General features: G+C 71.4%; 22 protein-coding genes and 1 pseudogene. 10 read left to right on the top strand and 13 right to left on the bottom strand.

The window, feature by feature from the left end; genetic code table 11:
• Positions 1-129 precede the first annotated feature (129 nt).
• Positions 130-1,815, top strand: coding sequence for a carbohydrate binding domain-containing protein (locus tag ACIQMV_RS16640; protein WP_402593385.1), 1,686 nt, complete (start codon positions 130-132; stop codon positions 1,813-1,815).
• Between the two features lie 267 nt (positions 1,816-2,082).
• On the opposite strand, the gene ACIQMV_RS16645 is transcribed toward ACIQMV_RS16640, so the two are convergent.
• Positions 2,083-3,420 carry a 6-phospho-beta-glucosidase gene (locus ACIQMV_RS16645; protein ID WP_402593387.1) on the bottom strand — a complete coding sequence of 446 codons (1,338 nt, stop codon included), beginning with the start codon at positions 3,418-3,420 and terminating at the stop codon, positions 2,083-2,085.
• A gap of 262 nt (positions 3,421-3,682) precedes the next feature.
• Between ACIQMV_RS16645 and ACIQMV_RS16650 the strand changes: the two genes are divergently transcribed.
• From ACIQMV_RS16650 to gnd, 5 genes are all read left to right on the top strand, one after another.
• Positions 3,683-5,095, top strand: coding sequence for a glycoside hydrolase family 16 protein (locus ACIQMV_RS16650; RefSeq protein ID WP_402593389.1), 1,413 nt, complete (start codon positions 3,683-3,685; stop codon positions 5,093-5,095).
• Between the two features lie 318 nt (positions 5,096-5,413).
• Complete coding sequence (locus ACIQMV_RS16655) at positions 5,414-5,581, top strand: hypothetical protein (RefSeq protein ID WP_402593390.1); 168 nt, start codon at positions 5,414-5,416, stop codon at positions 5,579-5,581.
• Entirely contained in the window at positions 5,578-7,416 is a 1,839-nt protein-coding gene (gene zwf / locus ACIQMV_RS16660; protein WP_402593391.1) for a glucose-6-phosphate dehydrogenase, read from the top strand. Before ACIQMV_RS16655 ends, zwf begins: the two co-directional genes overlap by 4 nt.
• The gene (opcA, locus tag ACIQMV_RS16665) at positions 7,413-8,339 is read left to right on the top strand and encodes a glucose-6-phosphate dehydrogenase assembly protein OpcA (RefSeq protein WP_141356455.1); all 927 of its coding nucleotides are present in this window, start codon (positions 7,413-7,415) and stop codon (positions 8,337-8,339) included. The genes zwf and opcA overlap by 4 nt, the downstream gene beginning before the upstream one ends.
• 37 nt (positions 8,340-8,376) lie before the next feature.
• The gene (gene gnd, locus ACIQMV_RS16670; protein WP_141366036.1) at positions 8,377-9,276 is read left to right on the top strand and encodes a phosphogluconate dehydrogenase (NAD(+)-dependent, decarboxylating); all 900 of its coding nucleotides are present in this window, start codon (positions 8,377-8,379) and stop codon (positions 9,274-9,276) included.
• Between the two features lie 475 nt (positions 9,277-9,751).
• Here gnd and ACIQMV_RS16675 read toward each other — a convergent pair whose 3' ends face one another.
• A complete protein-coding gene (locus ACIQMV_RS16675; protein ID WP_402593394.1) occupies positions 9,752-10,342 on the bottom strand; it encodes a TetR/AcrR family transcriptional regulator in 591 nt (196 codons plus the stop codon).
• 111 nt (positions 10,343-10,453) lie between these two features.
• Between ACIQMV_RS16675 and ACIQMV_RS16680 the strand changes: the two genes are divergently transcribed.
• Positions 10,454-11,383, top strand: coding sequence for an NAD(P)-dependent oxidoreductase (locus tag ACIQMV_RS16680; RefSeq protein ID WP_402593396.1), 930 nt, complete (start codon positions 10,454-10,456; stop codon positions 11,381-11,383).
• On the opposite strand, the gene ACIQMV_RS16685 is transcribed toward ACIQMV_RS16680, so the two are convergent.
• A complete protein-coding gene (locus tag ACIQMV_RS16685; RefSeq protein WP_384184687.1) occupies positions 11,350-11,811 on the bottom strand; it encodes a PPOX class F420-dependent oxidoreductase in 462 nt (153 codons plus the stop codon). The two genes, ACIQMV_RS16680 and ACIQMV_RS16685, sit on opposite strands and share 34 nt — an antisense overlap.
• Before the next feature lie 191 nt (positions 11,812-12,002).
• Positions 12,003-12,662 carry a GTP cyclohydrolase II gene (gene ribA, locus ACIQMV_RS16690; RefSeq protein ID WP_141356462.1) on the bottom strand — a complete coding sequence of 220 codons (660 nt, stop codon included), beginning with the start codon at positions 12,660-12,662 and terminating at the stop codon, positions 12,003-12,005.
• Positions 12,663-12,700: 38 nt separating this feature from the next.
• Here ribA and ACIQMV_RS16695 point away from each other — a divergent pair, with 38 nt between their 5' ends.
• Positions 12,701-13,483, top strand: coding sequence for a creatininase family protein (locus ACIQMV_RS16695; protein ID WP_402593399.1), 783 nt, complete (start codon positions 12,701-12,703; stop codon positions 13,481-13,483).
• 161 nt (positions 13,484-13,644) lie between these two features.
• Here ACIQMV_RS16695 and ACIQMV_RS16700 read toward each other — a convergent pair.
• The 5 genes and pseudogenes from ACIQMV_RS16700 to ACIQMV_RS16720 form a co-directional block, all read right to left on the bottom strand.
• Positions 13,645-14,703 (bottom strand): annotated as a pseudogene (locus ACIQMV_RS16700) (lysylphosphatidylglycerol synthase transmembrane domain-containing protein); the annotation flags it as partial.
• On the bottom strand, positions 14,700-15,668 hold the full coding sequence (locus ACIQMV_RS16705) for a methyltransferase domain-containing protein (RefSeq protein ID WP_402593540.1): 969 nt from the start codon (positions 15,666-15,668) through the stop codon (positions 14,700-14,702). The gene ACIQMV_RS16705 and the pseudogene ACIQMV_RS16700, both read right to left, overlap by 4 nt.
• 149 nt (positions 15,669-15,817) lie before the next feature.
• Complete coding sequence (locus ACIQMV_RS16710) at positions 15,818-17,002, bottom strand: glycosyltransferase family 4 protein (protein WP_402593401.1); 1,185 nt, start codon at positions 17,000-17,002, stop codon at positions 15,818-15,820.
• Positions 16,999-17,397, bottom strand: coding sequence for a 6-pyruvoyl tetrahydropterin synthase family protein (locus ACIQMV_RS16715; protein WP_388481758.1), 399 nt, complete (start codon positions 17,395-17,397; stop codon positions 16,999-17,001). Before ACIQMV_RS16715 ends, ACIQMV_RS16710 begins: the two co-directional genes overlap by 4 nt.
• 152 nt (positions 17,398-17,549) lie before the next feature.
• Positions 17,550-18,533 (bottom strand): zinc-binding alcohol dehydrogenase, encoded by a 984-nt coding sequence (locus ACIQMV_RS16720; protein ID WP_401770457.1) that lies wholly within the window; start codon positions 18,531-18,533, stop codon positions 17,550-17,552.
• A 110-nt stretch (positions 18,534-18,643) separates the two neighbouring features.
• Here ACIQMV_RS16720 and ACIQMV_RS16725 point away from each other — a divergent pair, with 110 nt between their 5' ends.
• Positions 18,644-19,438, top strand: a complete 795-nt coding sequence (locus tag ACIQMV_RS16725; protein WP_402593403.1) for a CDP-alcohol phosphatidyltransferase family protein — start codon at positions 18,644-18,646, stop codon at positions 19,436-19,438.
• 149 nt (positions 19,439-19,587) lie between these two features.
• Here the strand turns inward: ACIQMV_RS16725 and ACIQMV_RS16730 are convergent, their stop codons facing one another.
• From ACIQMV_RS16730 to ACIQMV_RS16745, 4 genes are read right to left on the bottom strand one after another with little or no spacing between them, the layout of a single operon-like run.
• Positions 19,588-20,952, bottom strand: coding sequence for a GH1 family beta-glucosidase (locus ACIQMV_RS16730; protein ID WP_402593405.1), 1,365 nt, complete (start codon positions 20,950-20,952; stop codon positions 19,588-19,590).
• A 32-nt stretch (positions 20,953-20,984) separates the two neighbouring features.
• Positions 20,985-21,854, bottom strand: coding sequence for a carbohydrate ABC transporter permease (locus tag ACIQMV_RS16735; RefSeq protein ID WP_141356478.1), 870 nt, complete (start codon positions 21,852-21,854; stop codon positions 20,985-20,987).
• A complete protein-coding gene (locus ACIQMV_RS16740; protein ID WP_141356480.1) occupies positions 21,847-22,842 on the bottom strand; it encodes a carbohydrate ABC transporter permease in 996 nt (331 codons plus the stop codon). Before ACIQMV_RS16740 ends, ACIQMV_RS16735 begins: the two co-directional genes overlap by 8 nt.
• Before the next feature lie 14 nt (positions 22,843-22,856).
• Positions 22,857-24,173: an ABC transporter substrate-binding protein gene (locus ACIQMV_RS16745; RefSeq protein WP_402593407.1), complete on the bottom strand. Its 1,317-nt coding sequence runs from the start codon at positions 24,171-24,173 to the stop codon at positions 22,857-22,859.
• Between the two features lie 1,047 nt (positions 24,174-25,220).
• Between ACIQMV_RS16745 and ctaD the strand changes: the two genes are divergently transcribed.
• Positions 25,221-26,933 (top strand): cytochrome c oxidase subunit I, encoded by a 1,713-nt coding sequence (ctaD, locus tag ACIQMV_RS16750; RefSeq protein ID WP_402593409.1) that lies wholly within the window; start codon positions 25,221-25,223, stop codon positions 26,931-26,933.
• Positions 26,934-26,935 lie beyond the last annotated feature (2 nt).

The raw sequence follows: 26,935 nt of genomic DNA on the forward strand, positions 1-26,935 counted from the left end.
ATCACGGCGTCATGTCTTGACACCCGGATTGGTCCATACCAACTTGGTTGCGCACCTCCTGCACGGCCCGCCTGCACCTCTCAGCACCTTTGTGCCTCCCGAACACCCCCATATCTTCAGGGAGATAGCGTGCGCGACACACTGAGACGTCCCGGACGTCGGCTCCTCGCCCTGCTCGGCTCCGCGGCCCTGGCTCTCGCCGGAGCCATCGCCCTGCCGGGCACGGCCCACGCGGCCAACATCCTGAACAACCCCGGCTTCGAGTCGGGCGGCCTCTCCCCCTGGACCTGCACCGGCAACCTCGGTTCGGTGGTCTCCTCCCCCGTGCACGGCGGCTCCAAGGCGCTCGCCGGCGCGGTGACGTCGAGCGACAACGCCCAGTGCAGCCAGTCCGTCCCGGTCCAGCCGAACACGACGTACAAGCTGAGCGGCTGGGTACGCGGTTCCTACGTCTACCTCGGCGTCGACGGCGGCCCCTCGACCTGGACGTCGTCCCCGTCGGCGTACGGCCAACTGGCGGTCTCCTTCACCACCGGCGCCACCCAGACCAGCGCGACCGTCTACGTCCACGGCTGGTACGCGCAGGGCACCTACTACGCCGACGACATCAGCCTGGACGGCCCCGGCGGCGGTGGCGGCGGCGACACCCAGGCGCCGACCGCGCCGACGAGCCTGACCTCCACCGGCAAGACGTCCTCCAGCGTGTCGCTGAAGTGGAACGCCGCCACGGACAACGTGGGCGTCACGGCGTACGACATCTACAGCGGCTCCAGCCAGGTGCTGAGCGTCTCCGGTACCTCCGCCACGGTGAGCGGCCTGTCGCCGAGCACCTCCTACACCTTCACGGTCAAGGCGCGCGACGCCGCCGGGAACGTCTCCGGCGCCTCCAACTCCGTGACGGTCACCACCGACGCGGGCAGTGGCGGCGGTGGCGGCTTCAAGCAGGCGGCTCCGTACCTGTACGAGGGCTGGGGCAGCCCGCCGAGCCCGACCTCGGTGATGAGCGCGACCGGCATCAAGTGGTTCACGATGGCGTTCGTGCTCGACTCGGGCGGCTGCACCCCGTCCTGGGACGGCCAGCGCCCGCTGACCGGCGGCGTCGACCAGACCGCCATCAACCAGATCCGCTCGGCGGGCGGTGACATCGTCCCGTCGTTCGGCGGCTGGAGCGGCAGCAAGCTCGGGGCCAACTGCTCCTCCGCGAGCGCGCTCGCCGGGGCGATCCAGAAGGTGATCAACGCCTACGGCCTGAAGGCGATCGACATGGACGTCGAGAACTCGGACGAGTTCGAGAACGAGGCCGTGCAGGCGAAGATCCTCACCGCGCTGAAGACCGTCAAGGCCAACAACCCCGGTCTGAAGACGATCGTGACCTTCGGCACCTCGACGACCGGCCCGACCTACTACGGCAACCGGCTCATCGAGCAGGCCAAGTCGCTGAACGCGGACATCGACGTCTTCACCATCATGCCGTTCGACTTCGGCGGCGGCGCGAACATGTACGGCAACACCGTGAACGCGGCCGAGGGCCTGAAGGCCAAGCTGAAGTCGACCTTCGGCTGGGACGACGCCACCGCCTACTCCCACATCGGCATCTCCGGCATGAACGGCCTGTCCGACCAGCAGGAGAACACGACCCCGGCGATCTGGACCCAGATCCGCGACTGGGCCAACGGCCACCACATCGCCCGGCTCGCCTTCTGGTCGGTCAACCGCGACCGGCCGTGCCCGGGCGGCGGCGTGGCGGAGAACTGCTCCGGCATCAGCCAGAACAACTGGCAGTTCACCTCGATCACGGCGGGCTTCACCGGCTGAGCCCGCAACCCGCCGCACACCGTTCGCCGTTGGCGTCCCCTCGGGTCCCCGGACCTGGGGGGACGCCCTCTTCGGGCTTCTTCCCCAACCGCTTCCGGGACTTCGTCCGCAACTTCTTCCGGATTTTTTCCGCCGGGGGTGTATCAGGGCCCGGACCAGCGACTCTCAAGGGTGGGGGAACGGGGAAGACGGGGGACGTGGACGGGGGACCACGGGGGACGGGGCGGTCGGTCGCCGTACGGGGGAGCGACCGACCGGCCCGGCGGACTACCTGAGATACGCCAGGCCGGGATGGACGGCGAGGTAGCCGTCGACGAGCCGGCGGGCGACATTCACGGAGTCGACCAGCGGGTGCAGCGCGAAGGCCTTCACGGCCGTCGCACGGGAGCCCGACCCCGCCGCGGCGAGCACCTCGCGCTCGACCGCCTTGACCGCGCAGACCAGCCCGGTCGCGTGCCCGGGCAGCGGGTCGACCGAGACCGGGTGGGCGCCGTTCGCGTCGACCAGGCAGGGCACCTCGACCACGGCATCGTCGTCCAGCACCGAAAGGGTGCCCCGGTTGCGGACGTTGAGGATCAGCGTGGTGCGCTCGTCGCGGGCGATGGCCCGCATCAGGGCGAGGGCGACCTTCTCGTAGCCGCCGGAGAGGTCGTCGTCCTCCCGCTCCCCCGCACCCGCCGCCTCGCGGTTCTCCGCCATGTAGGTGGCCTCGCGCTCGGCGCGGGTGCGGTTCCAGGCCGGGAGGGCGGCGGCCTGCGGATCCCGCAACTCCTCGTAGAACCGGGCCTGCTGGTCGCGCAGGAAGGCGCCGCGGGTCTTCCCGGATCCCTGGTGGGCCTGTACCGCCTCGCGGTTGAAGTAGTAGTAGTGCAGGTACTCGTTGGGGATCGCGCCCAGCGACCGGAGCCATTCGGCGCCGAAGAGCCTGCCCTCCTCGAAGGAGCCGAGCAGTTCGAGGTCGGCGAGCAGGCGCGGGAGTTCGTCACAGCCGGCCACGCGCAGTCCGCGCACCCAGCCGAGGTGGTTGAGGCCGGCGTAGTCGATCCATGCCCGCCCCGGGTCCGCGCCCAGCACACGGGCGATGCGCCGGCCGAGGCCGACCGGCGAGTCGCAGATGCCGATCACGCGGTCGCCGAGGTGGCGGGACATGGCCTCGGTGACGAGTCCGGCCGGGTTGGTGAAGTTGATGAGCCAGGCGTCGGGTGCCAGCCGGGCCACCCGCCGGGCGATCTCCACGGCGACGGGTACCGTGCGCAGTCCGTAGGCGATGCCGCCCGCGCCCACCGTCTCCTGGCCGAGCACGCCCTCGGCGAACGCCACCCGCTCGTCGTCCGCGCGCCCCTCCAGGCCGCCGACGCGGATGGCGGAGAACACGAAGTCGGCGCCGCGCAGGGCCTCGTCCAGATCGGTGGTGGCGTGCACCACCGGCGCGTCCGGTGCGCCGGCGGCCTGTTCGGTCAGCACCCTGGTGACCGCGGACAGCCGTCCGCCGTCCAGGTCGTGCAGGACGACCTCGGTGACCCGGCCCTCGGCACGGTCGGCGAGCAGTGCCCCGTACACCAGCGGCACGCGGAATCCGCCGCCGCCCAGAATCGTCAGCCTCACGCCTGCACCCTACGTCCACGTCCACCCCCGCGCCGGGGGCCGGTGACACGGGCCAGGGGCACGTCGGACGTCCCTTCTGTTGTGGTGAAGCCTTGAACTCCCGTTCCACGCAAGGACTTTCTTTGTTTTAACTCTTGACGGTGGCGGAGCCCGGGGGCACATTGGCCGCGCACAGACGATTGAGAGCGCTCTCAAGACCTCCCCGTACGTGTTCGAGCAAGGCATCCGAGCACCCCCACTTCGTACCCGAGAGGCACCCCCCATGAGTGAACCCCCCGTCGCACCCGCCGTGACGCGTCGCAGACGTTCCCTGCGGCGCGCGCTGGTCGCCGTCCTCGGCACGCTCGGCCTGGCGGCGGCCGCCGCCACCGCCGGGACCCTGCCCGCGAACGCCTCCGCCCCCACACCCCCGGCAGGCTGGACGCAGGTCTTCCTCGACGAGTTCGACGGCCCGGCCGGTACCGGCGTCAACACGTCCAACTGGCAGTACGACACCGGCACTTCCTACCCCGGCGGCGCCGCCAACTGGGGTACCGGCGAGGTCGAGACGATGACCTCCAGCACCAGCAACGTCGCCCTGGACGGCAGCGGCAACCTGCTCATCACCCCGCGCCGGGACGCCTCCGGCAACTGGACCTCGGGCCGCATCGAGACCAAGCGCACCGACTTCCAGCCCCCGGCCGGCGGCAAGCTGCGCGTGCAGGCCCGCATCCAGATGCCCAATGTCACCGGCGCCGCCGCCAAGGGGTACTGGCCCGCCTTCTGGATGCTGGGCGCGCCCTTCCGCGGCAACTACTGGAACTGGCCCGGGGTCGGCGAGCTGGACATCATGGAGAACGTCCAGGGCCTCAACACCAACTGGGCGACCATCCACTGCGGCACCAACCCGGGCGGTCCGTGCAACGAGACGTCGGGCATCGGCAACTCGACGTCGTGCACGGGCACCACCTGCCAGGCCGGCTTCCACACCTACGCGATGGAGTGGGACAAGTCGACCAGCCCCGAGCAGATCCGCTTCTACCTCGACGGTGTCAACTTCCACACCGTCAAGGCCAACCAGGTGGACGCCACGACCTGGACGAACGCCACCAACCACGGTTACTTCGTCATCCTGAACGTGGCGATGGGCGGCGGCTTCCCCGGCGCGTTCGGCGGCGGCCCGGACGGCGGCACCGAGCCCGGCCACCCGATGACCGTGGACTACGTGCAGGTGCTCCAGTCCTCTGACGGTGGGAGCGGTACCACACCACCCCCGTCCGGCAACCGGGACGCCTACAGCCCGATCCAGGCCGAGTCCTACGACAGCCAGAGCGGCGTCGTCACCGAGTCGACCACCGACACCGGCGGCGGCCAGAACATCGGCTCCATAGCGAACGGCGACTGGGCCCTCTACAAGGGCGTGAACTTCGGCTCCACCGCGGCCGGGCAGTTCTACGCGCGGGTCGCCAGCGGCGCGGCGAGCGGGGTCAGCGGACTGGTCGAGGTACGCCTGGACAACCGCGGCAACGCCCCCATCGGCAGCTTCGCGCTGGCCAACACGGGAGGCTGGCAGTCCTGGAGGACGGTCCCGGCGAACATCAGCCCGGTGACCGGCACGCACGACGTGTACCTCACCTTCAGCAGCGGCCAGCCGGCGGACTTCGTGAACGTCAACTGGTTCGACTTCGGTCACTGACCGGCACGCACCTCCCTCCGGGCACCGGGGCCCCACGCGCGCGTGGGGCCCCGGTGCCGTACCGTGACCCGTGTCGTGGCCGCTGCCTGCCGTGCCGTGTCGTCGGCGCTGCGCGTCGCCCGCCGCCCGCCGCCCATCGCCCCTCGCCCGCCGCCCATCGCCCGTCGCCCGTCACCCGTCGCGTGCATGATCCGAACGCGGCATGGAAGACGCTCACTGTGAGTGAAACAGCCATGACCGCGGCAGCCATGACGGCGGCAATCCCGGGGTACCTGTCCGGCGCGGAGCGCCTCCACCCTGGCGGGTCCGCCGATCGAGGTGAAGGATCCGCCGTACGAGGACACCCTGTATTACGAGGACACCCTGTGGACGGACGAGCCGGCCGCACCCGGCACGGTGATCAGCACACCGGAGGCCACGCCGCAAGGCGGCCTGCCGGGCGCGGTGGCCAGGTCCCTCGACAGCAAGGGAGTTGACGCGGAATGAGCAAGAAGCCCACCGAGGCGGCGGCGCAGGCCTCCCCGGCGGCCGATACCGGACCACCGGCCACCGCGGCCGCCCGCGGCCGGGCGCCGACCGCGGCCACGAAGCCCACGACCCCGAGCCCCGGTCCCGACCCCAACGCCGGCCCCGGCCCCACGGACGACCGGGCCCCGGCGGCCACCCGCGCCCAGGCGCCGGAGTCACGGTCCGCACCGCCCGACCGCAAGGCCCCCACCGGGACCGCGGCCGCCCGCACCAAGGAGAACCAGGCACCGGACGCGGGTGCCGATGTCGGGGTGCCGGTGGCGGCGGCCGCCGATTGGGTGAATCCGCTGCGTGATCCCCGGGACCGGCGGCTGCCGCGCATCGCGGGGCCGTCCGGACTCGTGATCTTCGGCGTCACCGGGGACCTGTCCCGCAAGAAGCTGATGCCCGCCGTGTACGACCTGGCCAACCGCGGGCTGCTGCCCCCGGGCTTCTCCCTCGTCGGCTTCGCCCGGCGGGACTGGGAGGACCAGGACTTCGCGCAGGTGGTGCACGACGCGGTGCAGGACCACGCACGTACGCCGTTCCGCGAGGAGGTCTGGCAGCAGCTCTCCGAGGGCATGCGGTTCGTCCCCGGCGACTTCGACGACGACACGGCGTTCAAGCACCTGCGGGCGGCGGTGGAGGACCTGGACTCCTCGCGCGGCACGAGCGGCAACTTCGCCTTCTACCTCTCCGTACCGCCGAGGTTCTTCCCCAAGGTCGTGCAGCAGCTGAAGAAGCACGGCCTGGCGGAGGGCCCTCGGGGCTCCTGGCGGCGAGCGGTCATCGAAAAGCCGTTCGGTCACGACCTGGCCAGCGCCCGGGAGCTGAACCGGATCGTGCACGAGGTGTTCGACCCGGAACAGGTCTTCCGTATCGACCACTACCTGGGCAAGGAGACCGTCCAGAACATCCTGGCCCTGCGTTTCGCCAACCAGATGTACGAGCCGGTCTGGAACCGCCACTACGTCGATCATGTGCAGATCACCATGGCCGAGGACATCGGCATCGGCGGCCGGGCCGGCTACTACGACGGCATCGGCGCCGCCCGCGACGTACTCCAGAACCACCTGCTGCAACTGATGGCGCTCACCGCGATGGAGGAACCCATCGCCTTCGACGCCGAGGCGCTGCTCACGGAGAAGCTGAAGGTGTTGAAGTCGGTGCGGCTGCCCGAGGACCTGGGCGCCCACACCGTGCGCGCCCAGTACGCGACGGGCTGGCAGGGCGGCAGGCAGGTCGTCGGCTACCTCCAGGAGGAGGGCATCAACGCGCGGTCGAAGACCGACACCTACGCGGCGCTGCGCCTGGAGATCGACAACCGGCGCTGGGCCGGTGTCCCGTTCTACCTGCGCACCGGCAAGCGCCTGGGCCGCCGGGTCACCGAGATCGCGGTGGTCTTCCAGCGGGCCCCGCACTCCCCCTTCGACTCCACCGCCACCGAGGAGCTGGGCGAGAACGCGATCGTGATCCGCGTCCAGCCGGACGAGGGCATGACGGTCCGGTTCGGCTCGAAGGTGCCGGGCACCTCCATGGAGATCCGGGACGTGACGATGGACTTCGCCTACGGCGAGTCCTTCACGGAGTCCAGCCCGGAGGCGTACGAACGCCTCATCCTTGACGTACTGCTCGGCGACGCGAACCTGTTCCCCCGCCACCAGGAAGTGGAAGAGTCCTGGAAGATCCTCGACCCGGTGGAGGCGTACTGGGACGACCACGGCAGGCCGGCGCAGTACCCGGCGGGCACGTGGGGTCCGCCGGAAGCCGACGAGATGCTCGCACGAGACGGACGGAGCTGGCGCAGGCCATGAAGATCGACCTGACCGACACCACCGCGGGAGACATCAACAAGGCGCTGGTGCGGGGCCGCCGCGCCATCGGCACTCCCGCCGTGGGCATGGTCCTGACGATGGTCATCGTCACGGACGAGGAGAACGCCTACGACTCGCTGAAGGCCGCCGAGGAGGCCTCGCGCGAGCATCCCTCGCGCACCCTGCTCGTCATCAAGCGGCACGCCCGCACGCTGCGGGACCGCACGCACTCCCGGCTGGACGCGGAGGTGCGGGTGGGCTCCGAGGCCGGCACGGGCGAGACGGTGGTGCTGCGCACCTACGGCGACGTGTCCGACCACGCCGACTCGGTGGTGCTGCCGCTGCTGCTGCCGGACGCGCCGGTCGTCGTCTGGTGGCCGGTGGACGCGCCCGAGAACCCCTCGAAGGATCCGCTGGGCAGGCTGGCACAGCGCAGGATCACCGATCTGTACGCCTTCGAGCGCCCGCTGGAGATCCTGCAGACCCGCGCGCGCAACTACGCCCCCGGCGACACCGACCTCGCCTGGACCCGGCTCACGCTCTGGCGCTCGATGCTGGCCGCGGCCCTGGACCAGGCCCGAATGCGGGTGATCTCGGCGGCGGTGGAGGCCGAGGCGGACAACCCGAGCGCGGAGCTGCTGGCCCGCTGGCTGGAGGCCCGGCTGGACGTGCGCGCGGACCGCGTGGTCTCCGGCGGCCCGGTGGTCACGGCCGTACGGCTGGGCACCGAAAACGGCGAGGTCGTCATCGACCGGCCCGAGGGCCCGCTGGCCACGCTGACCCTGCCGGGCCAGCCGCCGCGCACCCTCGCGCTGAAGGTCCGCCCCCTCTCCGAACTCATCGCCGAGGAGCTGCGCCGCCTCGACGCCGACGAGATGTACGCCGTCGCCCTGCGCGGCGAGAGCGCCAAGGAGACCGTCTGAATGTCCGACATCCAGGAAGTGAGCTGACATGGCATCGATGCAGTTGGGTCTCGTCGGCCTCGGCAAGATGGGCGGCAACATGCGGGAACGCCTCCGCAACGCCGGCCTCACCGTGGTGGGCTACGACCGCGATCCGGACCTCTCCGACGTGGACAACCTGGTCGATCTCGTGGACCGGCTCGAGGCGCCGCGCACGGTCTGGGTGATGGTGCCCGCCGGTGCCGCCACCCAGGGCGTCATCGACCAGCTGGCGACCCTGCTCAAGCCGGGCGACATCGTCGTCGACGGCGGCAACTCCCGGTGGACGGACGACGAGAAGCACGCCAAACAGCTGCGCGCGCGGGACATCGGCTTCGTCGACGCGGGCGTCTCCGGGGGCGTGTGGGGCCTGAAGAACGGCTACGCGCTGATGGTCGGCGGCGACGAGGAGCACGTCCGGTGGCTGGAGCCGGTCTTCGACGCGCTCAAGCCACAGGGCCCGTACGGCTTCGTCCACGCGGGCAAGGTGGGCGCGGGCCACTTCGCGAAGATGGTCCACAACGGCATCGAGTACGCGATGATGCAGGCCTACGCCGAGGGCTGGGAGCTGCTGGAGAAGGTCGACTCGGTCACCGACGTGCGCGAGGTGTTCCGCTCCTGGACACAGGGCACCGTCATCCGCTCCTGGCTGCTGGACCTCGCCGTCGACGCCCTGGACGACGACGAGCACCTGGAGAAGCTGCGCGGCTACGCGGAGGACTCCGGCGAGGGCCGCTGGACAGTGGAGGCCGCCATCGACAACGCCGTGCCGATGCCGGCCATCACCTCCGCCCTGTTCGCGCGGTTCGCCTCCCGGCAGGAGGACTCCCCGCAGATGAAGATGGTCGCGGCGCTGCGCAACCAGTTCGGGGGCCACGCGGTGGAGGCGGCGCCGCAGGAGCAGACGAAGAAGGACTGACACCCCGGACCGCCGCCGGGCGCTCTCCGCACCGTCCGCACGAGTCGGCACGCGGAGCACCGCGCGCCCTGCGCCGCAGTACGCAGACCCCGCTCGGGCCCCTGCACCGCCAGGCACACGAGCACCTTCGGCGCACCGCGCCGCCAGACGCACGAGCGCGTCCAAGGCTCCCGCCCAACAGGCGTAGGGGCGCGCACGGGGCGCCATGCCGCCGGGCGCACGAGCACGCCCGGAGCACTGCACCGACAAGCTCACGGGCAAGCACAGGGCCCCGTGCCGACAGCCTCACGGGCGCGCGCGGGGCGCCATGCCGCTGGGCGCACGAGCGCGTCCAAGGCCCGCACGAGGGGCGAACGGGCGCGCTCGGAGGACGTGCCGACGCAGGGACGGGCAAGCGCGGGGTGCCGCGTCGTCAGGTCGCCTGAGTGGGATCGGGGGTGCCGTGTCGGCGTGTGTGCGGGTCGCCGGGAGGTGGTCAGTGGGGCGCGGCCGCGTCCAGGAGGGGGCCCAGTTCGCGGGCCACGGTTTCCAGGGGCCGTACGCCTCCTTCGGCGCGGGCCATGATGATCGCCCCTTCCAGGGAGCTGATCATCAGCGTGGCCAGCGGTCCGGCGCGCTCGGCCGGTACGCCCATGCCCGTCAGGGCCTCCGCGACCGGCGCCCGCCAGGCCGTGAACGCGGCGGCGGCCGCCTCCCGGGTGGACGCGTGGGCCGAGGCGCAGTCCACCGTCGCCGCGGCGACCGGGCAGCCGGAGAGGGATCCCGCCGTCTCGTACTCGTCGGTCCACTGCCGGACCATCGCGGCGAACAGCCCGCCCGGCGTCGGCTCGGCCAGGCCCGCCATGAAGCGGGCGACACGCCGGCCCGCGTACCGGCCGGCCCAGGCCACCGCCTCGTTGACCAGTTGTTCCTTGCCGCCCGGGAAGTAGTGCTGGAGGGATCCGCGGGGCGCGTCCGCGTGGGCGGCCACCTCCCGCATCCCGGTCGCGCCCACGCCGTCGCGCCGGATGAGCTGGGCCGCGCTGAAGACCATCCGCTCGCGCGGTCCCGGCTCGGTACCCGTCATAGTCGGCCTCCCGGCTCCGTACGCATCTCGCGCCCCATCCTATGACCGCCGTCATGAACGCGGCTACTATGACCGCTGTCATAGCACGGTCTCGACCTCAGGGCGGTCCTCGTGAACGTCGGCTTCATCGGTCTCGGAGTCATGGGACAGCCCATGGCCCTCCGGCTGGCCCGCTCCGGCACTCCCCTCACCGTGTGGAACCGAACGGCCTCCCGTACCGCTCCCCTGCGCGCGGCCGGCGCCCAGGTGGCGGCGGACCCCGCCGGGGTGTTCGCCCGGTCGGACGTGGTGCTCCTGATGCTGGCGGACGACGCCGCCACCGACGCGGTCCTCGGCCGGGGCGGGCCGGACTTCGCCGCGCGTGTCGCGGGGCGGGTGGTCGTCCACATGGGCACCACCTCGCCCGCCTCCTCGCGCGCCCTGGAGGCCGACGTACGGGCTGCGGGCGGGAGCTATGTCGAGGCGCCCGTCTCCGGCTCCCGCGTCCCGGCGGAGAACGGCCACCTGGTGGCGATGCTGGCCGGTGAGGAGCGAGCGGTGGGGACCGTACGGCCGCTGCTCGCTCCCCTGTGCCGGGAGACCTTCGTGTGCGGCCCCGCACCGGGCGCGCTGCTGACGAAGCTGTCGGTGAACCTCTTCCTGATCACGCTGGTGACCGGGCTCACCGAGGCGTTCCACTTCGCCGAGCGGCAGGGGCTCGACCCTCGGCTGTTCCTCGACGTCCTGGACGTGGGCCCGATGGCCAGCCCGGTCTCCCGGATGAAGGCACCCAAGCTGCTGTCCGGGGACTTCGACGTCCAGGCGGCCGTCCTCGACGTGCTGAAGAACAACCGGCTGATCGCCGGGGCGGCACGCGCGTCCGGCACCGCCTCCCCGCTGCTCGACGTGTGCCACGCCCTGTTCGAGGAGACGGTGTCGCTCGGCCACGGCGGACAGGACATGGTGGCGGTCCTGCGGGCGATCGAGAGCCGCACCCGTACCGGCGCCGCCCCCGGACAGGGCGCGCCTCACCCACCGGCGGCGCCCTGGGGGATGCCGTAGGCCCGTTCCACCCGCAGGCGGAGCACCAGGCGGCGCTCGCGGACCATGGCGGCCCGGTAGTCGTCCCAGTCGGGGTGCTCGCCGAGGACGTCCCGGTAGAGGCGGACCAGTTCCTCGACGGTCTCGTCGTACGGGTCCGCGGCGACCGGTGACAGGTCCGCGGTGCCCTCGGCGACCGTGTAGGCCCACCGGTCCGGGCTGGTGACGTGGTAGGAGGCCCGCGGGTCCCGGCGCAGATTGCGGGTCTTGGCGCGGTCGTCGGTGATCGAGACGCGGATGACCCGCTCGTCCGGGTCGTAGGCGTGGGCGACGTTCGACAGCTGGGGCCGGCCGTCCCGCTTGAGGGTGACCAGCACCCCACCGCGGCCTTCGGAGAGCAGCGCCAGCAGGGCGTCCTGCACGGCGTCGTACGGCGTGTCCTGAGTCATATCCCGGTCAACCAGTGGGGCCGAGCCGCGCATTCCCCAGTGGTCGCTCTCCCGCGCGTGGGCCCCTGGCGAGGGCGCGGGGCGGGGGATCCCGGCGGTCGCCCGCCGGGTTTCCCGCTTCGTCGCCGACTGCCCGGCCGGGAGCGGCCCGGCCCGGGTCCGGCCGCCGGTACGGCCCCGGTCCGCCCGGCTCAGGACAGGTGCGCCACCGCGTCCAGGTGGGGCAGGTGGTGGTCGAGTCGCTCCCGCTTGGTGCGCAGGTAGGTGATGTTGCTCTCGCACGGCGGGATCAGCAGCGGTACCTGCTCGGCGACTTGGATGCCGTGCCGCACCAACGCATCGCGCTTGCGCGGGTTGTTGGACATCAGACGTACCGACCGCACGCCCAGGTCGCGCAGCATCCCGGCGGCGACGCCGTAGTCGCGGGCGTCGACCGGCAGACCGAGCGCCAGGTTGGCCTCGACCGTGTCCAGGCCCTCCGCCTGAAGGGCCATCGCCCGCAGCTTGGCGAGCAGCCCGATGCCCCGGCCCTCGTGCCCGCGCAAGTAGACGACGATACCGCTGCCTTCGGCGACGACGGCGCGCAGCGCGGCGTCGAGCTGGTCGCCGCACTCGCAGTGCTGGGAGCCGAAGGCGTCCCCGGTCAGGCACTCCGAGTGCAGCCGGACCAGGACCCGGTCGGTGCCGATGTCGCCGTGCACCAGCGCGACTTGTTCGTCACCGCGGTCGTGGTCCAGGTAGCCGACCGCCTGGAATTTCCCGTACACGGTGGGCAGCGGGGCATTCACGACGCGCTCCACGCCCGTGCGCCGGGCCGACTTCTTGCCGAGTACGCCGAGGTCTTCTGTCATGATCTGATTCCTAAGCAGAGACGAAAGGCCGGAAAACAATGAGTGGTTCGGGAACGCGGCCGACGGCACATGGTCTGTTGCCGGCGGACACCACGCAAGACGTACGGACGCGGGGGGCGGACCTCTCACGGCAGGTGGCGGTGCTGCCGGTGGGCAGTTTCGAACAGCACGGCCCGTTCCTCCCGTTGGCGACCGACACGCTGGTCGCCTGTGCCATCGCCCGCCGGATCGCCGACGCGTACCCGGTGCATCTCCTTCCACCGGTGACGATCTCCTGCTCGCACGAGCACGCCGCCTGGCCGGGAACCGTCAGCATCTCTTCCGTGACCCTTCATGCGGTGGTGCGGGACATCGCGGACTCGCTGCGCCGCTCCGGCGTCGAGGCCCTGGTGGTCGTCAACGGTCATGGCGGCAACTACGTGCTGGGCAACGTCGTTCAGGAGGCCTCCGCGCGCGGTGAGCGCCTCGCGCTGTTCCCCGCCGCGGAGGACTGGCAGACGGCCCTCGATGCGGCCGGGGTGCGCACCTCGCCGCTCACCGACATGCACGCGGGGGAAATCGAGACCTCCATTCTTCTGCACGCTCATCCGGAAATGGTCCGGGCCGGTTACGAGTCCGCCGATTTCGTCGCGGACGACCGGCGGCATCTGCTCACCGCCGGAATGGCCGCCTATACCGAATCGGGCGTCATCGGCCGCCCTTCCCTGGGTTCCTCGGAAAAGGGTGAGGAACTGCTGAACAGCCTGGCGGATTCCTTCGGGCCGTATTTCTCGCTGCTCACGTCCGAGGGATGGGAGTTGCCGGGGAGCGGGCGCGGATAGTCCCCGCCGGAGGCGCGGCCGGGTTCCGGGGCCGGTTCGGCGGGGTGGGACCCGGCGCGCATCGCGGTGTACCAGCGGGCGACGAGGACGAGGGCGCCCGGCAGACCGGCCACGAAGCTCAGCACCCCGTACACCACGGCCACGGCCACTCCGGTGCTCGCGCCGAGTCCGGCGGCGCCGAACGCCCAGGCGGCGACGCCCTCGCGGGGCCCGAACCCGCCCACGTTCAGCGGCAGTCCCATGGCGACCAGCGCGAGGACGGCCAGGGGCAGCAGGACGAGCACCGGGGCGGCGAGGCCGGCGACGTGCGCGGCGACCACGAACATCCCGATGTGTCCGGCCAGGACGACGGCCGAGGACAGCGCGACGCCGGGCCCGTTGCGGCGGGACAGCAGTCCCTCGCGGGCCTCGGCGAGGGTGCGGCGCAGGGCTCGCCCCCGGTGCGAGGGCGCGCGGTTCATGCGCAGGGCGAGGACGATGGCGAACGCGCCGGCGGCGGCGAAGGCGAGCAGGGCCACGAGGTGCCGCGTCTGGTCGCGCACGGGGGACGGCAGGGTGAGCAGGACCGCCGCGCCGGTGACGGCGAGCGCGATCTGCCCGGCGACCCGTTCGAGGACCACGGCCCGCACGCCGCGTCCCAGATCGCCGGCGCTCTGCCCGTGCCGCACTGCCCGGTGCACATCGCCCAGGACGCCGCCGGGCAGCGCCGCGTTCAGGAACAGCGCACGGTAGTAGTCGGCCACCGCCGGGCCGAGCGGCAGCCGGATGCGCAGGCCACGGGCCACCAACTGCCAGCGCCAGGCGCTGAACACGGTGGTGACCACCCCGATGCCCAGCGCCACGAGGAGGGTCGGCGTGTCGATCCGTCGCAGCCCGTCCAGGAAGACGCCGGTGCCCAGCCGCCACAACAGCACGGCGAGGATGGCGACTCCGGCGACGGTACCGAAGTGGGTCCGCGCGGCAGGGGTGTTGAGGCGGGAGAGCGCAGCCGCGAGCGGGGTACGGCCGCGGAGGTCGCCGCCTGATGTGCCGTGGGCACGGGGAGCGCTGGGCGCGTTGGACACGTCGGCACCGTCAAGTGCGCCGGCCCCTCCGGGTACGCCGGCCCCGTCAGGTGCGGCGAGCGCGTCCGGGGCGGACACGTCGGCGGCACCGGGGGCGTCGTACTCCCCCGCCTTCGGGTCGCGTACGAGAGGTGCGTCCACCGCCTGCGCGCTCATGCGGCACGATCCGTCGGCCGGGACAGCGCCAGCAGGTCGTTGTGGTGCACGACGACCCGCAACTCCCCTGCCGCGCAGGCCTCCAGGCGGTCGGCGAGGTAACGGTCCGCGCGCGGCTTCAGCTCGGGACGCTGTTCGACGGCCGCGCCGACCCAGCCGCGCAGCCACTGGGCGGTCACTTCGCGCTGATCGGGGCCGAGCCGCCAGGGGCTCGGGTCCAGTCGTACGGTGGCTCCGTGCGCGGCGAAGGCCTCGCAGGCCGCGTCGACCGCGTCGGGACCGAGCAGTCCGGTGCGCCGCTGATGGGCGTTGAACGCCTCGGTGATCTCGGCGTCCAGCGGATCGGCCGGGGTCAGTTCGACCCGGCCGGCCACCGAGAGGGTCAGCAGCGCCGGGCAGCCCGCCCCGGCGCAGGCCGCGGCGAGGGTGTCGATCTCCTCGCGGGTCAGGACGTCCAGCAGCGCGGAGGCCGTGACCAGGGACGCGCCGGACAGGGCGTCCGGGGTGAGCCGGGCCACGTCGCCGCGCCGCGTCTCCACGGTGACCCGGCTGCCGTCGGCGGCGGCGCGCGGGGAGGCCACGGCCGCGAAGTGCAGCAGGTAGGGGTCGCGGTCGTGCAGGACCCAGTGCTGGGCGCCGTCCAGCCGGGAGGCGAGCCAGCGGCCCATCGAGCCGGTGCCGCATCCCAGGTCGTGCACCACGAGCCCGCCGTGCCGGCTCGGCAGGTTGACCAGCCGGATCCGCAGCGGATCGAGCAGTTCCGTCGCCCGCGCGGCGGCGTCCGCCGCCTCCCGGAGCTGCAACCACTCGGGCGCGTACCGGGGCGGCTCCTCCTCCGTCGCGCCCTCCCGAAGCCTTACGGTGGCCCGTTCCCCGGGCCGCTGCGCGGGCCCGGCCCCCGGAATCACCGCCGGGGGCTCGGAGTGCTGAGCCGCCTGTGGGGAGAACGCGCCGGTGTCCGCCATGGCCGAGGGGTCCTTTCCTGCGAGCCGCGCCGTCTCGGGGGCCGATCGCCCCGCCGCGCCCGGGGCGGGAGCGGGCCGCTCCCACGTGCCCGGCTCGGACGGGATGGCGCCGGTGGGCCGGACGGCCTCCATGGACGCATCCGGCGTGGTCATGCCGCCCTCCTGGGTTCCTTCGGCAGCCGGCCGAGCACGCCGGCCAGGCTGCGGGCGGTGTTGGCCCAGCCGTCGAGGGCGGCGCGCCGGCCGCGGGCGGCGGACTTCAGCCGGCGCCGGACGTCGGCCTCGCCGAACCAGCCGCGCAGTTCGGCGGCGAGGGCCGCGGGGTCCTCCGGTGGTACGAGGATGCCGGGCACCCCGCCGTCGGGGGCGCGGCCGACCGCCTCGCCCACCCCGCCGACATCGGTCGCGAGCACCGGGATGCCCCGGGCGAGGGCCTCGGTGACCGCCATACCGTACGTCTCCGCGTAGGAGGCGAGGACCATCAGGTCGGCGGCGGCGTAGCTGGCGTCGAGCTCGGCTCCGGCCCGCGGTCCGATCAGGTGGAAGCGGTCCTGCAGGCCGTACTCCGCGATCAGGCCGCGCAACCGGTCGACATAGGCGGGGTCCTGGGTGAGCGCGCCGACACAGGTGCAGCTCCACGGCAGGTCGGTGGCCGCGGCCAGTGCCTCCACCAGCCGGTGCTGTCCCTTGCGCGGGGTGACCGAGGCGACGCACAGGAGCCGGGAGACCCCGTCGGTGCCGGGGGCGAGGGGCGCGATGTCGGCGCCGGGGGTGGCGGCGTGGACCCGCTCGGGGGCGAGGCCGTGGTGGGAGACGAGGCGGCGCACCGCCCAGTCGCTGGTGGCGACGACGGCGGACACCGCGCGCAGCACCTGGCGTTCCCTGGCGTCCAGTTCCGCGGCCACGGCCGGGTCGAGTCCCGTCTCGTCGCCGAGCGGCAGGTGGACGAGGACGGCCAGGCGCAGCCGCTCGGCCTCGGGCACGATCGTCTCGGGCACCCCGCAGGCGACCAGCCCGTCGAGGAGGACGACCGCGCCGTCGGGCAACTCGCGCAGGACGCGGGCGAGTTCGTCACGGGCCCGGGTGTCGGGGCGGGGCCAGGCACCGTCCACGGGATGCGCCCTGACCTGCCAGCCGAAGCCGGGCAGGTCCAGGCTCACCCGGCGGTCGTAGGCGTTGCCGCCGCTCGGGGTGGCCGGGTCGTCGACGCCGCCCGGCAGGACGAAGTGCACGGTGCGCAGGGACATGGGGATGATCCCGACGTTCTCCGAGCCGACGCGCTGCGCGGGCAGGTAGGCCAGGGGCGAGGGGCGGTGGACGGTCGTGTCGGTCACAGCGCACGCTCGTAACTCGCCCAGGCGACGTGCGACTCGTGGAGTGTGACGGTGAGGCCGGCCAGTCCCTTGGCGCCCTCGCCCAGGGCGCCCTTGTGGATCCGTTCGGCGAGCCGGTCGGCGATGACCTTGGCCAGGAACTCCGTGGAGGTGTTGATGCCGGCGAAGTCGGGCTCGTGGTCGAGGTTGCGGTAGTTCAGCTCGCCCACCACGGCGCCGAGTTCCCGCGTGGCCAGTCCGATGTCGACGACGATGTTGTCGTCGTCCAGCTGCTCGCGCCGGAAGGTGGCGTCCACGAGGAACGTGGCGCCGTGCAGACGCTGCGCGGGCCCGAAGACCTCGCCGTGGAAGCTGTGGGCGATCATGATGTGATCGCGGACGGTGATGCTGAACAACGGACGACCCTCCAGGTGCGGCGCGTCTGGTCCCCCGGCCGGTGCCTGCCGGGGGATGCCGTGTAGTACGGCTCTTCGCTTCCCGTTGTTCAGTGCGCTCTCACTCTTTTCTCAAGGTCAGGCGCTCTTGTCGTCCCGGATCGGACGATCCGTCATGAACGGTCGTCGTACCTGACCCGGTGGCACAGCGCCGGGATCTCGCCGGAGGCGAGCCTCGGCATCACCTCCGGCAGTTCCTCGAACGCGCTCTCCCCGGTGACGAGGGCGTCCAGGGCCGGGTCGGCGAGCAGGTCGAGCGCGAGGGCCAGCCGGTCGGCGTACGTGCGGCTGGAGCGGCGGGCCGGGGAGACGGTGCCGACCTGGCTGCCGCGGATGACCAGCCGGCGGGAGTGGAAGGCCTCGCCGAGCGGGAGGGCGACGCGCCGGTCGCCGTACCAGCTCAGTTCGAGGACGGTGCCCTCGGGGGTGAGCAGTTCCAGCGCACGGGCGAGGCCCTGCTCGGTGGCGCTGGCGTGCACGACGAGGTCGCACTCGCCGAGCGCGTCCCCGGGCAGCGCGAAGCCCACGCCGAGCGCCTCGGCGACCTCGGCGCGGGCCGGGTCCGCGTCCACCAGTTGGACGCGCACGCCGGGGAACCGGGCCAGCAGGGCCGCCACCGAGCAGCCGACCATGCCACCGCCGACGACGGCGATACGGTCGCCGACCAGGGGCGCGGCGTCCCACAGCGCGTTCACGGCGGTCTCGACGGTGCCCGCGAGCACCGCGCGCCCGGCCGGCACGTTCTCCGGCACACGGGTCACCGCGCTCGCCGGGACGACGTAGCGGCTCTGGTGCGGATGAAGGCAGAAGACCGTACGCCCGGTCAGCTCCCGCGGGCCCTCCTCCACCACCCCGACACTGAGGTAGCCGTACTTCACCGGGCCCGGGAAGTCGCCCTCCTGGAACGGCGCCCGCATGACCTCGTACTGGCTCTCGGGCACCTGGCCGCGGAACACGAGCGTCTCCGTTCCGCGGCTGACCCCGGAGTAGAGCGCGCGGACGACCACCTCGCCCGGCCCGGGTTCCGGAAGGTCCGTCCGGCGTATCTCGCCGTGGCCCGGCGAGGTCAGCCAGAAGGCGCGGGCGGAGCGGTTCATCGAGAATCCTCCTGAACGAACGGGAAGTTGTTCACGTACCGAGAAGTGCACAGGCCGCGCACAACGTACGCGGCGTTGATCGACTCTGTCACTCGGCCGGAGGATGTTCGGTGGCCCTGAACAACACGTACGACGCACGGCTGGTCCAGCAGGAGACCGCGGTGGGAGCGGGCGCGCAGATCCTGTTGCTGGCCCTGCTCGGCCCGGCGATCGGCATGGGTCCCGCGGGCTGGGCGACCGGTCTGGTCTTCGCGGTCGCCACCTGGGCGGTGCTCTCCCGGGCGCTGCACCGGTCGCGGCTCCGTTCCTTCGGCCCGGCCAACCGGGTGACCCTGGGCCGGGCCGTTCTCGTCGGTGGGGTGACGGCACTGGTGGCGGACTCCTTCGAGAGCGCGCCGCCGGTGTCGCTGCTGGTCGCGCTGACGACGGTGGCCCTGATCCTGGACGGCGTCGACGGCAAAGTGGCCCGCCGTACGGGCACCTCCACGGCGCTCGGCGCCCGCTTCGACATGGAGGTGGACGCGTTCCTGATCCTGGTGCTCAGCGTGTACGTCTCGACGATGCTCGGCCCGTGGGTGCTGCTGATCGGCGGTATGCGGTACGTCTTCGTCGCCGCCGCCCGCGTGCTGCCCTGGCTGAACGCGCCCCTGCCGCCGAGCACCGCCCGCAAGACGGTCGCCGCGCTCCAGGGCGTCTGCCTGCTGCTCGCCGGCGCGGACCTGCTGCCCCTGCCGGCCACCGCCGGTGTGGTGCTGCTGGCGCTGGGACTGCTGGTGTGGTCGTTCGGCCGGGACGTGCTGTGGCTGTGGCGGACCTCGCGGGTGCGGGACATCGCCGCCGGGACCGGCGGGCTGCTGCGGGCCGCCCCGGTCGAGGAGGTGCTGGAGCCGGCCCGGGCCGCGTGACTCCGCACCATGCCGACGGGCCCGGATCACGGGGGATGTGATCCGGGCCCGTACCGCGTGCGAAGAGCGCGACGCGTGCGGCCTGTGGAGCGCCGGTGACGGGTCGCCGCTTCCCTCCCGAGGAGCCGCGTCCGCCGGCCCGGCCGGGCTCAGGCGGCCCCGCGCCCCAGCTCCCCGTGCGCGCGCACGATGTCCGCGTACCGGTGGCCGCTGCCCTTGATGGTGCGGGCCTGGGTGGCGTAGTCGACGTGGACGAGGCCGAAACGCTTGGCGTAGCCGTACGCCCACTCGAAGTTGTCCAGCAGCGACCAGGCGAAGTAGCCGGCCAGCGGGGCGCCCTTGCGGGCGGCGGAGGCGCAGGCGGCCAGGTGTCCCACCAGATAGTCCCGGCGCTCGGGGTCGTCGACCGTTCCGTCGGGGCCCACGGTGTCGGGGAAGGCGGAGCCGTTCTCGGTGACGTAGAGCTTCCGGGCACCGTACTCGTGGGTGAGGCGCAGCAGCAGCGTCTCGATGCCGGACGCGTCGATCTCCCAGTCCATGCCGGTGCGGGGCACGTCCGGGCGGCGTACGGAACGGGCGTGGGGCACCGGCCCGTCGGGGTCGTCGGCCACCGTCGCCGGGAAGTAGTAGTTGAGGCCGAGCCAGTCCAGCGGGGCGGCGATGATGTCGAGGTCGCCCGGGCGCTCGGGGAGGTCGACACCGTAGACCTCGCGCATGTCGGCGGGGAAGCCGCGGCCGTGGACGGGGTCCAGCCACCAGCGGTTGACGTGGCCGTCGTGGCGGCGGGCGGCGGCCTGGTCCTCGGGGCTGTCGCTCGCGGGGAAGACGGTGGAGAGGTTGTTGACGATGCCGACCTCGGCGCCGGACGTCGCGGCGCGGATCGCCTGGGCGGCCAGGCCGTGGCCGAGCAGCAGGTGGTAGGAGGCGCGGACCGCGGCCGTCGGATCGGTCAGGCCGGGAGCCATCTTGCCCTCGAGGTGACCGATCCAGGCGGAGCACAGGGGTTCGTTGAGGGTGGTCCAGTGGGACACCCGGTCGCCGAGGCGTTCGGCGACGACCGAGGCGTAGGCGGCGAAGTGCTCGGCGGTCTCGCGCTCGGGCCAGCCACCGCGGTCCTGGAGGGCCTGCGGCAGGTCCCAGTGGTAGAGGGTGACGGAGGGGGTGATGCCCGCCTGGAGCAGTCCGTCGATCAACTCGTCGTAGAAGTCGAGGCCCTTGGGGTTCACGAGGCCGTCGCCCTCCGGCATCACGCGCGGCCAGGCGATCGACAACCGGTAGGCGTTCAGGCCCAGTCGGCTCATCAGGGCGACGTCCTCGCGCCAGCGGTGGTAATGGTCGCAGGCGATGTCGCCGTGGTCGTCGTTGTCGATCTTGCCGGGGGTGTGGGAGAAGGTGTCCCAGATGGACGGCGAGCGGCCGTCCTCGGCGACGGCTCCCTCGATCTGGTACGCCGATGTGGCCGTGCCCCACCGGAAGTCGTGCGGGAGTGCGGCGAGGTCGATGGCGTCGAACACGGAAGTCCTTTCGAGACTTGGGGTGTTGGCGGTCACTTCACCGCTCCCGCGGTGAGCCCCGCGACGAGGTAGCGCTGAAGCAGCAGGAAGCCGGCGACCACGGGCACGCTGACGACGAGCGAGGCGGCCATGATCTGGTTCCAGTAGACGTCGTTGAGCGTGGAGTAGCCCTGGAGCCCCACGGCGAGCGTGCGGGTGGTGTCGTTGGTCATCACGGACGCGAAGAGCACCTCGCCCCAGGCGGTCATGAAGGCGTAGACGGCGACCGCGACGATGCCGGGGATCGCGGCCGGCACGACGACCCGGAACAGCGCGCCGAGCGGCCCGCAGCCGTCCACCAGTGCCGCCTCGTCCAGGTCGCGCGGCACCGAGTCGAAGTACCCGATCAGCATCCAGATCGAGAACGGCAGCGAGAAGGTGAGGTACGTCAGGATGAGGCCCCCGCGCGAGCCGAACAGGGCGATGCCGGTGGCGTTGCCGATGTTGACGTAGAGCAGGAACAGCGGGAGGAGGAACAGGATGCCCGGGAACATCTGCGTCGACAGGACGGTGACCGTGAAGACCCGCTTGCCGCGGAAGCTGTAGCGGCTGACGGCGTACGCCGAGAACACCGCGATCACCACCGAGCAGACCGTCGCCGCGCCCGCCACGATCAGCGAGTTCACGAAGTACCTGGCGAGCGGGACCGTCGACCAGATGTCGATGTAGGGGCGGAAGGTCAGACCGCTCGGCAGCCAGCGGAACTTGCCCGTGACGTCCGCGAGCGGCTTGAGCGAGCTGGAGACCATCACATAGACGGGCAGCAGGACGAAGCCGGTCAGCAGGGTGAGGAAGATCCGCCGCGTCCACAGGAAGGAGCGCGGCGGCGCCGTCGGCGAACGGTGGGCGTGTGCGTCAGACATCGGCGGTCCTCCGTCCGCGTGAGGTGAGCGCGAGGTAGACGCCGGTGACGACCAGCAGGAAGAGCAGCAGCAGGACGGACATCGCGGAGCCGGTGCCGAAGTTCCAGGTGACGAACGAGGCTTGGTAGATGTGGACCGAGATGAGGTCCGCGGCCTCGGGGGCGGCCTTGCCGAACAGCACGTACGGCGTGTTGAAGTCGTTGAACGTCCACAGGAACAGGACCAGGACCAGGACCTGGTTGACCGGCCGCAGGGACGGCAGGGTGATGCGGCGGATCTGCTGCCACATGCCGGCGCCGTCCAGCGCGGCGGCCTCGTACAGCTCGCGCGGGATGTTCTGGAGTCCTGCCATGACGATGAGGAAGGCGAACGGCCAGCCCTTCCACACCGACACTGTCAGCAGCGCGATGAAGCTGTTGTCGCCGATGAGCCAGAACGAGGGCTTGTCGGTGAGGTGCAACTGGTCGTGCAGGACGTGGTTCACCAGGCCGTTGTCGTGCTGGAACATGAACACCCAGGTGATGACGGCCGCGTAGACCGGCAGCGCGTAGGGCACCAGGAACAGGGCGCGCAGCAGGCCGCGTCCGCGGAAGGTGTCCTGCATGCAGACCGCGGCCACGGTGCCGATGAGCCAGCACAGGCCGACCGACAGCAGGGTGAAGGCGACGGTGACGAGGAAGGAGTGCAGCAGCGCCTCGCCGACGGGGGCGTTGAAGTCCACCGACATGCGGTAGTTGTCGAGGCCGGACCAGGGGGCCGTGCCCCAGTCGCGGATGTAGAACTGGGTGAGCTCCTTGAAGCTCATCACGACGCCGATCACCATCGGCACCAGGTGGACCAGGAGTTCGAGCACCAGGGCGGGCAGAAGCAGCAGGTAGGGCAGCGACACGCGTCCGAGCCACCCGGGGCGGCGCGGCCCGCGCGTCGCACCGGGTGGGTTCACGGGTGCCGTCGTCCCGCCGGTGTGCGCGGGAGCGGTGGTCGTCATGTGGGTGTCCGCGCTCACTTCGCCGGCATCTGCTGCTGGGCCTTGAGCAGCTTGGCCTTCACCGAGGCCGTGGTGACCGCGCGTCCGGCGGCGGCGTCGGCGAACAGTTCCTTGACGGCCGTGCCGACGGCCGTCTCGAACTGGGACTCGTCGGCGACCTGCGGCAGCGCGGCGGCGCTCGTGGCGAGGGTCTCCTTCAGCACGGCGTTGGCCGGGGTGTTGAAGGCGGCGTCCGACTGGGCGGCCCCGACCGGCGGGATGGTGCTGTAGGCCGTGTTGAGGATCTTCTGCTCCTCGTCACTGGTCATGAACTTCACGAAGTTCGTGGCGCCGTCGAGGTTGTGGCTGTTCTTGAAGACGGCGATGTTGATGCCGGCCACCATCGAGTTCACCTGCGTGCCGGTGCCGGGGGCGCCGGACTGCACCGGGACCGGGGCGATGCCGTAGGCGTCCTCGCTCATGCCCTGGGACTTGAGGTTGGCGGAGGCGGACTGCCACAGCAGCATCGCCGTCCGGCCCTTGGCGAAGTCGCTGACCGACTGGTTCTGCGCGTACTCGGCGTTGCCCTGCGGGATGACCTTGTCCTTGGCCATCAGGTCGACGTACTGCTTGACCGCCGTGACCGCGCCGTCGCTCGTGAAGTCGGGCTTGCCGTCCGCGGTGAAGAAGTCGGCGCCGTGCTGCTTGGCGAAGACGAAGACGTGGTGGATGTTCTCCGAGACGTTGGCGCCCTCGGCGCCGATGACCTGCTTGCCCTTGGCCTGGATCTTCTTGCCGTCGGCGACGAGTTCGTCCCAGGTGGCCGGCGGCTTGGCGATGCCCGCGTCGGCGAAGATCTGCTTGTTGTAGTAGAGCGCGTACGCCATCGAGTACAGCGGTACGGCGGCCGGGTCCTGTCCCTGGGCACCGGTCGAGCCGAGCGCGGAGTCGACGAAGCGGTCCTTGCCTCCGATCTTGTCGAAGTTCTTGGCGTCCCAGGGCAGCAGCCCCCCGGTGGCCTGGAGGGAGGCGCTCCAGGTGTTGCCGATGTTGAGGACGTCGGGGCCCTGGCCGGAGGTGGTCGCGGTGAGGATCCGGTTCAGCAGGTCCGACCAGGGCACGACCTCCAGCTTCACCTTGATGCCCGTCTGCTTCTCGAACTTGTCGAGTTCGGGCTGGAGGACCTTCTTGTCGATCTCGATGCTGGCGCCCTGGTTGGAGGCCCAGTACGTGAGCGTCTTCGGCGAGTCGCTGGACCCGCCGCCCGTCGACGAACCGCCTCCGCAGGCCGAGACGGCTAGGGCGAGAGACATGGTGACGGCGCCTACGGCCGCGGCTCGGATACTGCGCATGGCTCCTGGTGTCCCTTTCCGGGAGTCGAGAACCGCGAGGAGTCCTCCGGACGCCGACACCGCTCGCGTTCCCATGTCCCGTGCTCGTTCTCGTGCGATCGGGTGGGGTTCGCTCGGTTCGACTTCCGAAGGCGCCTCAGGGCTTAATTTAGGACGTGAGTTAAACCTCCGGGCGGGACGTCGTCAAGGGATCCGGCAAGGGTGAATCGGCGGTCGGCGGCGCCGGAGACGGCGCCTTCGGCCCGATACGACCGGCACGCGCCGCCTGACCTGCGACAGGAGGGCGGGGAAGTCGCAGTACAACGGTTGGGTCTCGACGCGCGGCGCGGACGGCTCAGCGGGACGTCATGGCATCTCGACTACGTGGAGCACGACTTGACGTCGCGTCACTTCCTGCTTTCTCCTGCTACCTCCCGCCGGCCGAACTCGGCCGCACCTCTTGACGCTTCATTCACTCGCGTGAAGCATTCATGGCCAAGAGAGCGCTCTCGACCCCCGCACCGTTCATTTCCTGAACAGGAGGGGCGGCCGCTCCCTGCCCCTCCCCCTCCCCCTCCCCCCTCCCCCCGCACTCCCATGGCCGGGCGGTGCGGTGACGGGCCGGCCGCTCGCGGTGTGCGGGGACGGGCCGGCCCCTGGCGAGGCACGGGGAGGAGCAGGCCCCTGGCGAGGCGCGGGAAGGGGCAGGCCCCTGGCGAGGCATGGGGAGGGACCGGCGTTGGGGTCCCGGAACGCCGCCGGGGCCAAGCAGGGCTTTTGGGCCCTGTCCGCATCCCCGTGCAGGGACTGTTCGGCCCTATCGGCACCCCGTACCCCTCCGGCGATCATGAGGCGGCGGCCGGGAGGGTCAGGTCCGTTCCTCAACCGGAGCACCTCCGGGCTCGTCGTTGTGTCGATGAACCAAGCAGATGCGGAGGGCACCGTCCGGTGGACGAGGTGCGCATACAACAGGCGGCGGCAGCGCGGCCGGAAGCCCCGGAAGACGGGGACGAGGCCACGCCGGCTCCCGGAACCACGGTGACGGACAAGGACGCGGCCCGTGGCCCAGTGACAGGAGGGCAGGCGGCCCAGATCCCAGGGCACGGCGCCGTGCGGCCCTCGTGGGTGGAGTGGCTGACCACCACCGACCACAAGAAGATCGGGACGCTGTATCTCGTCACCGCCTTCGCGTTCTTCGTCCTCGGTGGCGTGATGGCGCTGGTGATGCGCGCCGAACTCGCTCGCCCCGGACTGCAGATCATGTCGAACGAGCAGTTCAACCAGGCGTTCACGATGCATGGCTCGATCATGCTGCTGATGTTCGCGATGCCGCTCTTCACCGGCTTCGCGAACTGGATCATGCCGCTGCAGATCGGGGCGCCCGACGTCGCCTTCCCACGGCTGAACATGCTCGCCTACTGGCTGTTCCTGTTCGGCTCCCTCATCGCCGCCGGCGGTTTCCTCACCCCGCAGGGCGCCGCCGACTTCGGCTGGTTCCTGTACGCGCCGCTGTCGGACGCGGTGCACTCGCCGGGCATCGGGTCCGACATGTGGATCATGGGTGTGGCGCTGTCCGGCTTCGGCAGCATCCTCGGCTCGGTCAACTTCATCACCACGATCATCTGCATGCGCGCGCCCGGCATGACCATGTTCCGCATGCCGATCTTCACCTGGAACGTGCTACTGACCGCGCTCCTCGTGCTGCTCGTCTTCCCCGTGCTCGCGGCGGCGCTGTTCGCCCTGGAGATGGACCGCAAGTTCGGCAGCCACATCTTCGACTCGGCCAACGGCGGGGCACTGCTGTGGCAGCACCTGTTCTGGTTCTTCGGCCATCCCGAGGTGTACATCCTGGCGTTGCCGTTCTTCGGCATCGTCAGTGAGGTCATCCCGGTCTTCGCCCGCAAGCCGATGTTCGGCTACATGGGCCTGATCGGCGCCACCATCTCCATCGCGGGCCTGTCGCTGACCGTGTGGGCACACCACATGTACGTCACCGGTGGCGTACTGCTGCCCTTCTTCTCCTTCATGACGTTCCTGATCGCGGTCCCAACCGGGGTGAAGTTCTTCAACTGGATCGGCACCATGTGGAAGGGGTCCCTGAGCTTCGAGACACCGATGCTGTGGACGGTGGGCTTCCTGATCACGTTCCTCTTCGGCGGTCTGACCGGAGTGATCCTGGCCTCCCCGCCTCTGGACTTCCATCTGTCCGACTCGTACTTCGTGGTGGCGCACTTCCACTACACGATCTTCGGCACGGTGGTGTACGCGATGTTCGCCGGATTCCACTTCTGGTGGCCGAAGTTCACGGGCAAGATGCTCGACGAACGGCTCGGCAAGATCACGTTCTGGACGCTCACGGTGGGTTTCCACCTCACGTTCCTGGTCCAGCACTGGCTGGGCGTCGAGGGCATGCCGCGCCGGTACGCCGACTACCTCGCGGCCGACGGCTTCACCACGCTCAACACCCTGTCCTCGATCGGGTCGTTCGTGCTCGGCCTGTCGCTGCTGCCGTTCTTCTACAACGTCTGGAAGACCGCCAAGTACGGCAAGCGGGTCGGCATCGACGACCCGTGGGGCTACGGCCGCTCCCTGGAGTGGGCGACCTCCTGCCCGCCGCCGCGGCACAACTTCACCTCCCTGCCCCGGATTCGGACCGAGTCCCCGGCGTTCGACCTGCACCACCCGGAGATCTCGGGGGTCACGGGAGTCACCGGGGTCGGCGGGGTCGCCGGGGCTGCCGGGGACGCAGGGCGGGCCGAGGTGGAAGAGGCGGCGAGGTAGGC

The sequence above is a fragment of the Streptomyces sp. NPDC091412 genome (assembly GCF_044756885.1).
Lineage (GTDB): Bacteria > Actinomycetota > Actinomycetes > Streptomycetales > Streptomycetaceae > Streptomyces.

Bases quoted from the DNA above. Each gene is read 5' to 3' on its own strand.
- ACIQMV_RS16650 (WP_402593389.1), top strand. From the start codon at position 3,683: ATGAGTGAACCCCCCGTCGCACCCGCCGTGACGCGTCGCAGACGTTCC.
- zwf (WP_402593391.1), top strand. From the start codon at position 5,578: ATGAGCAAGAAGCCCACCGAGGCGGCGGCGCAGGCCTCCCCGGCGGCC.
- opcA (WP_141356455.1), top strand. From the start codon at position 7,413: ATGAAGATCGACCTGACCGACACCACCGCGGGAGACATCAACAAGGCG.
- gnd (WP_141366036.1), top strand. From the start codon at position 8,377: ATGCAGTTGGGTCTCGTCGGCCTCGGCAAGATGGGCGGCAACATGCGG.
- ACIQMV_RS16675 (WP_402593394.1), bottom strand. From the start codon at position 10,342: ATGACGGGTACCGAGCCGGGACCGCGCGAGCGGATGGTCTTCAGCGCG.
- ACIQMV_RS16685 (WP_384184687.1), bottom strand. From the start codon at position 11,811: ATGACTCAGGACACGCCGTACGACGCCGTGCAGGACGCCCTGCTGGCG.
- ribA (WP_141356462.1), bottom strand. From the start codon at position 12,662: ATGACAGAAGACCTCGGCGTACTCGGCAAGAAGTCGGCCCGGCGCACG.
- ACIQMV_RS16695 (WP_402593399.1), top strand. From the start codon at position 12,701: ATGAGTGGTTCGGGAACGCGGCCGACGGCACATGGTCTGTTGCCGGCG.
- ACIQMV_RS16705 (WP_402593540.1), bottom strand. From the start codon at position 15,668: ATGGCGGACACCGGCGCGTTCTCCCCACAGGCGGCTCAGCACTCCGAG.
- ACIQMV_RS16720 (WP_401770457.1), bottom strand. From the start codon at position 18,533: ATGAACCGCTCCGCCCGCGCCTTCTGGCTGACCTCGCCGGGCCACGGC.
- ACIQMV_RS16735 (WP_141356478.1), bottom strand. From the start codon at position 21,854: ATGTCTGACGCACACGCCCACCGTTCGCCGACGGCGCCGCCGCGCTCC.
- ACIQMV_RS16740 (WP_141356480.1), bottom strand. From the start codon at position 22,842: ATGACGACCACCGCTCCCGCGCACACCGGCGGGACGACGGCACCCGTG.
- ACIQMV_RS16745 (WP_402593407.1), bottom strand. From the start codon at position 24,173: ATGCGCAGTATCCGAGCCGCGGCCGTAGGCGCCGTCACCATGTCTCTC.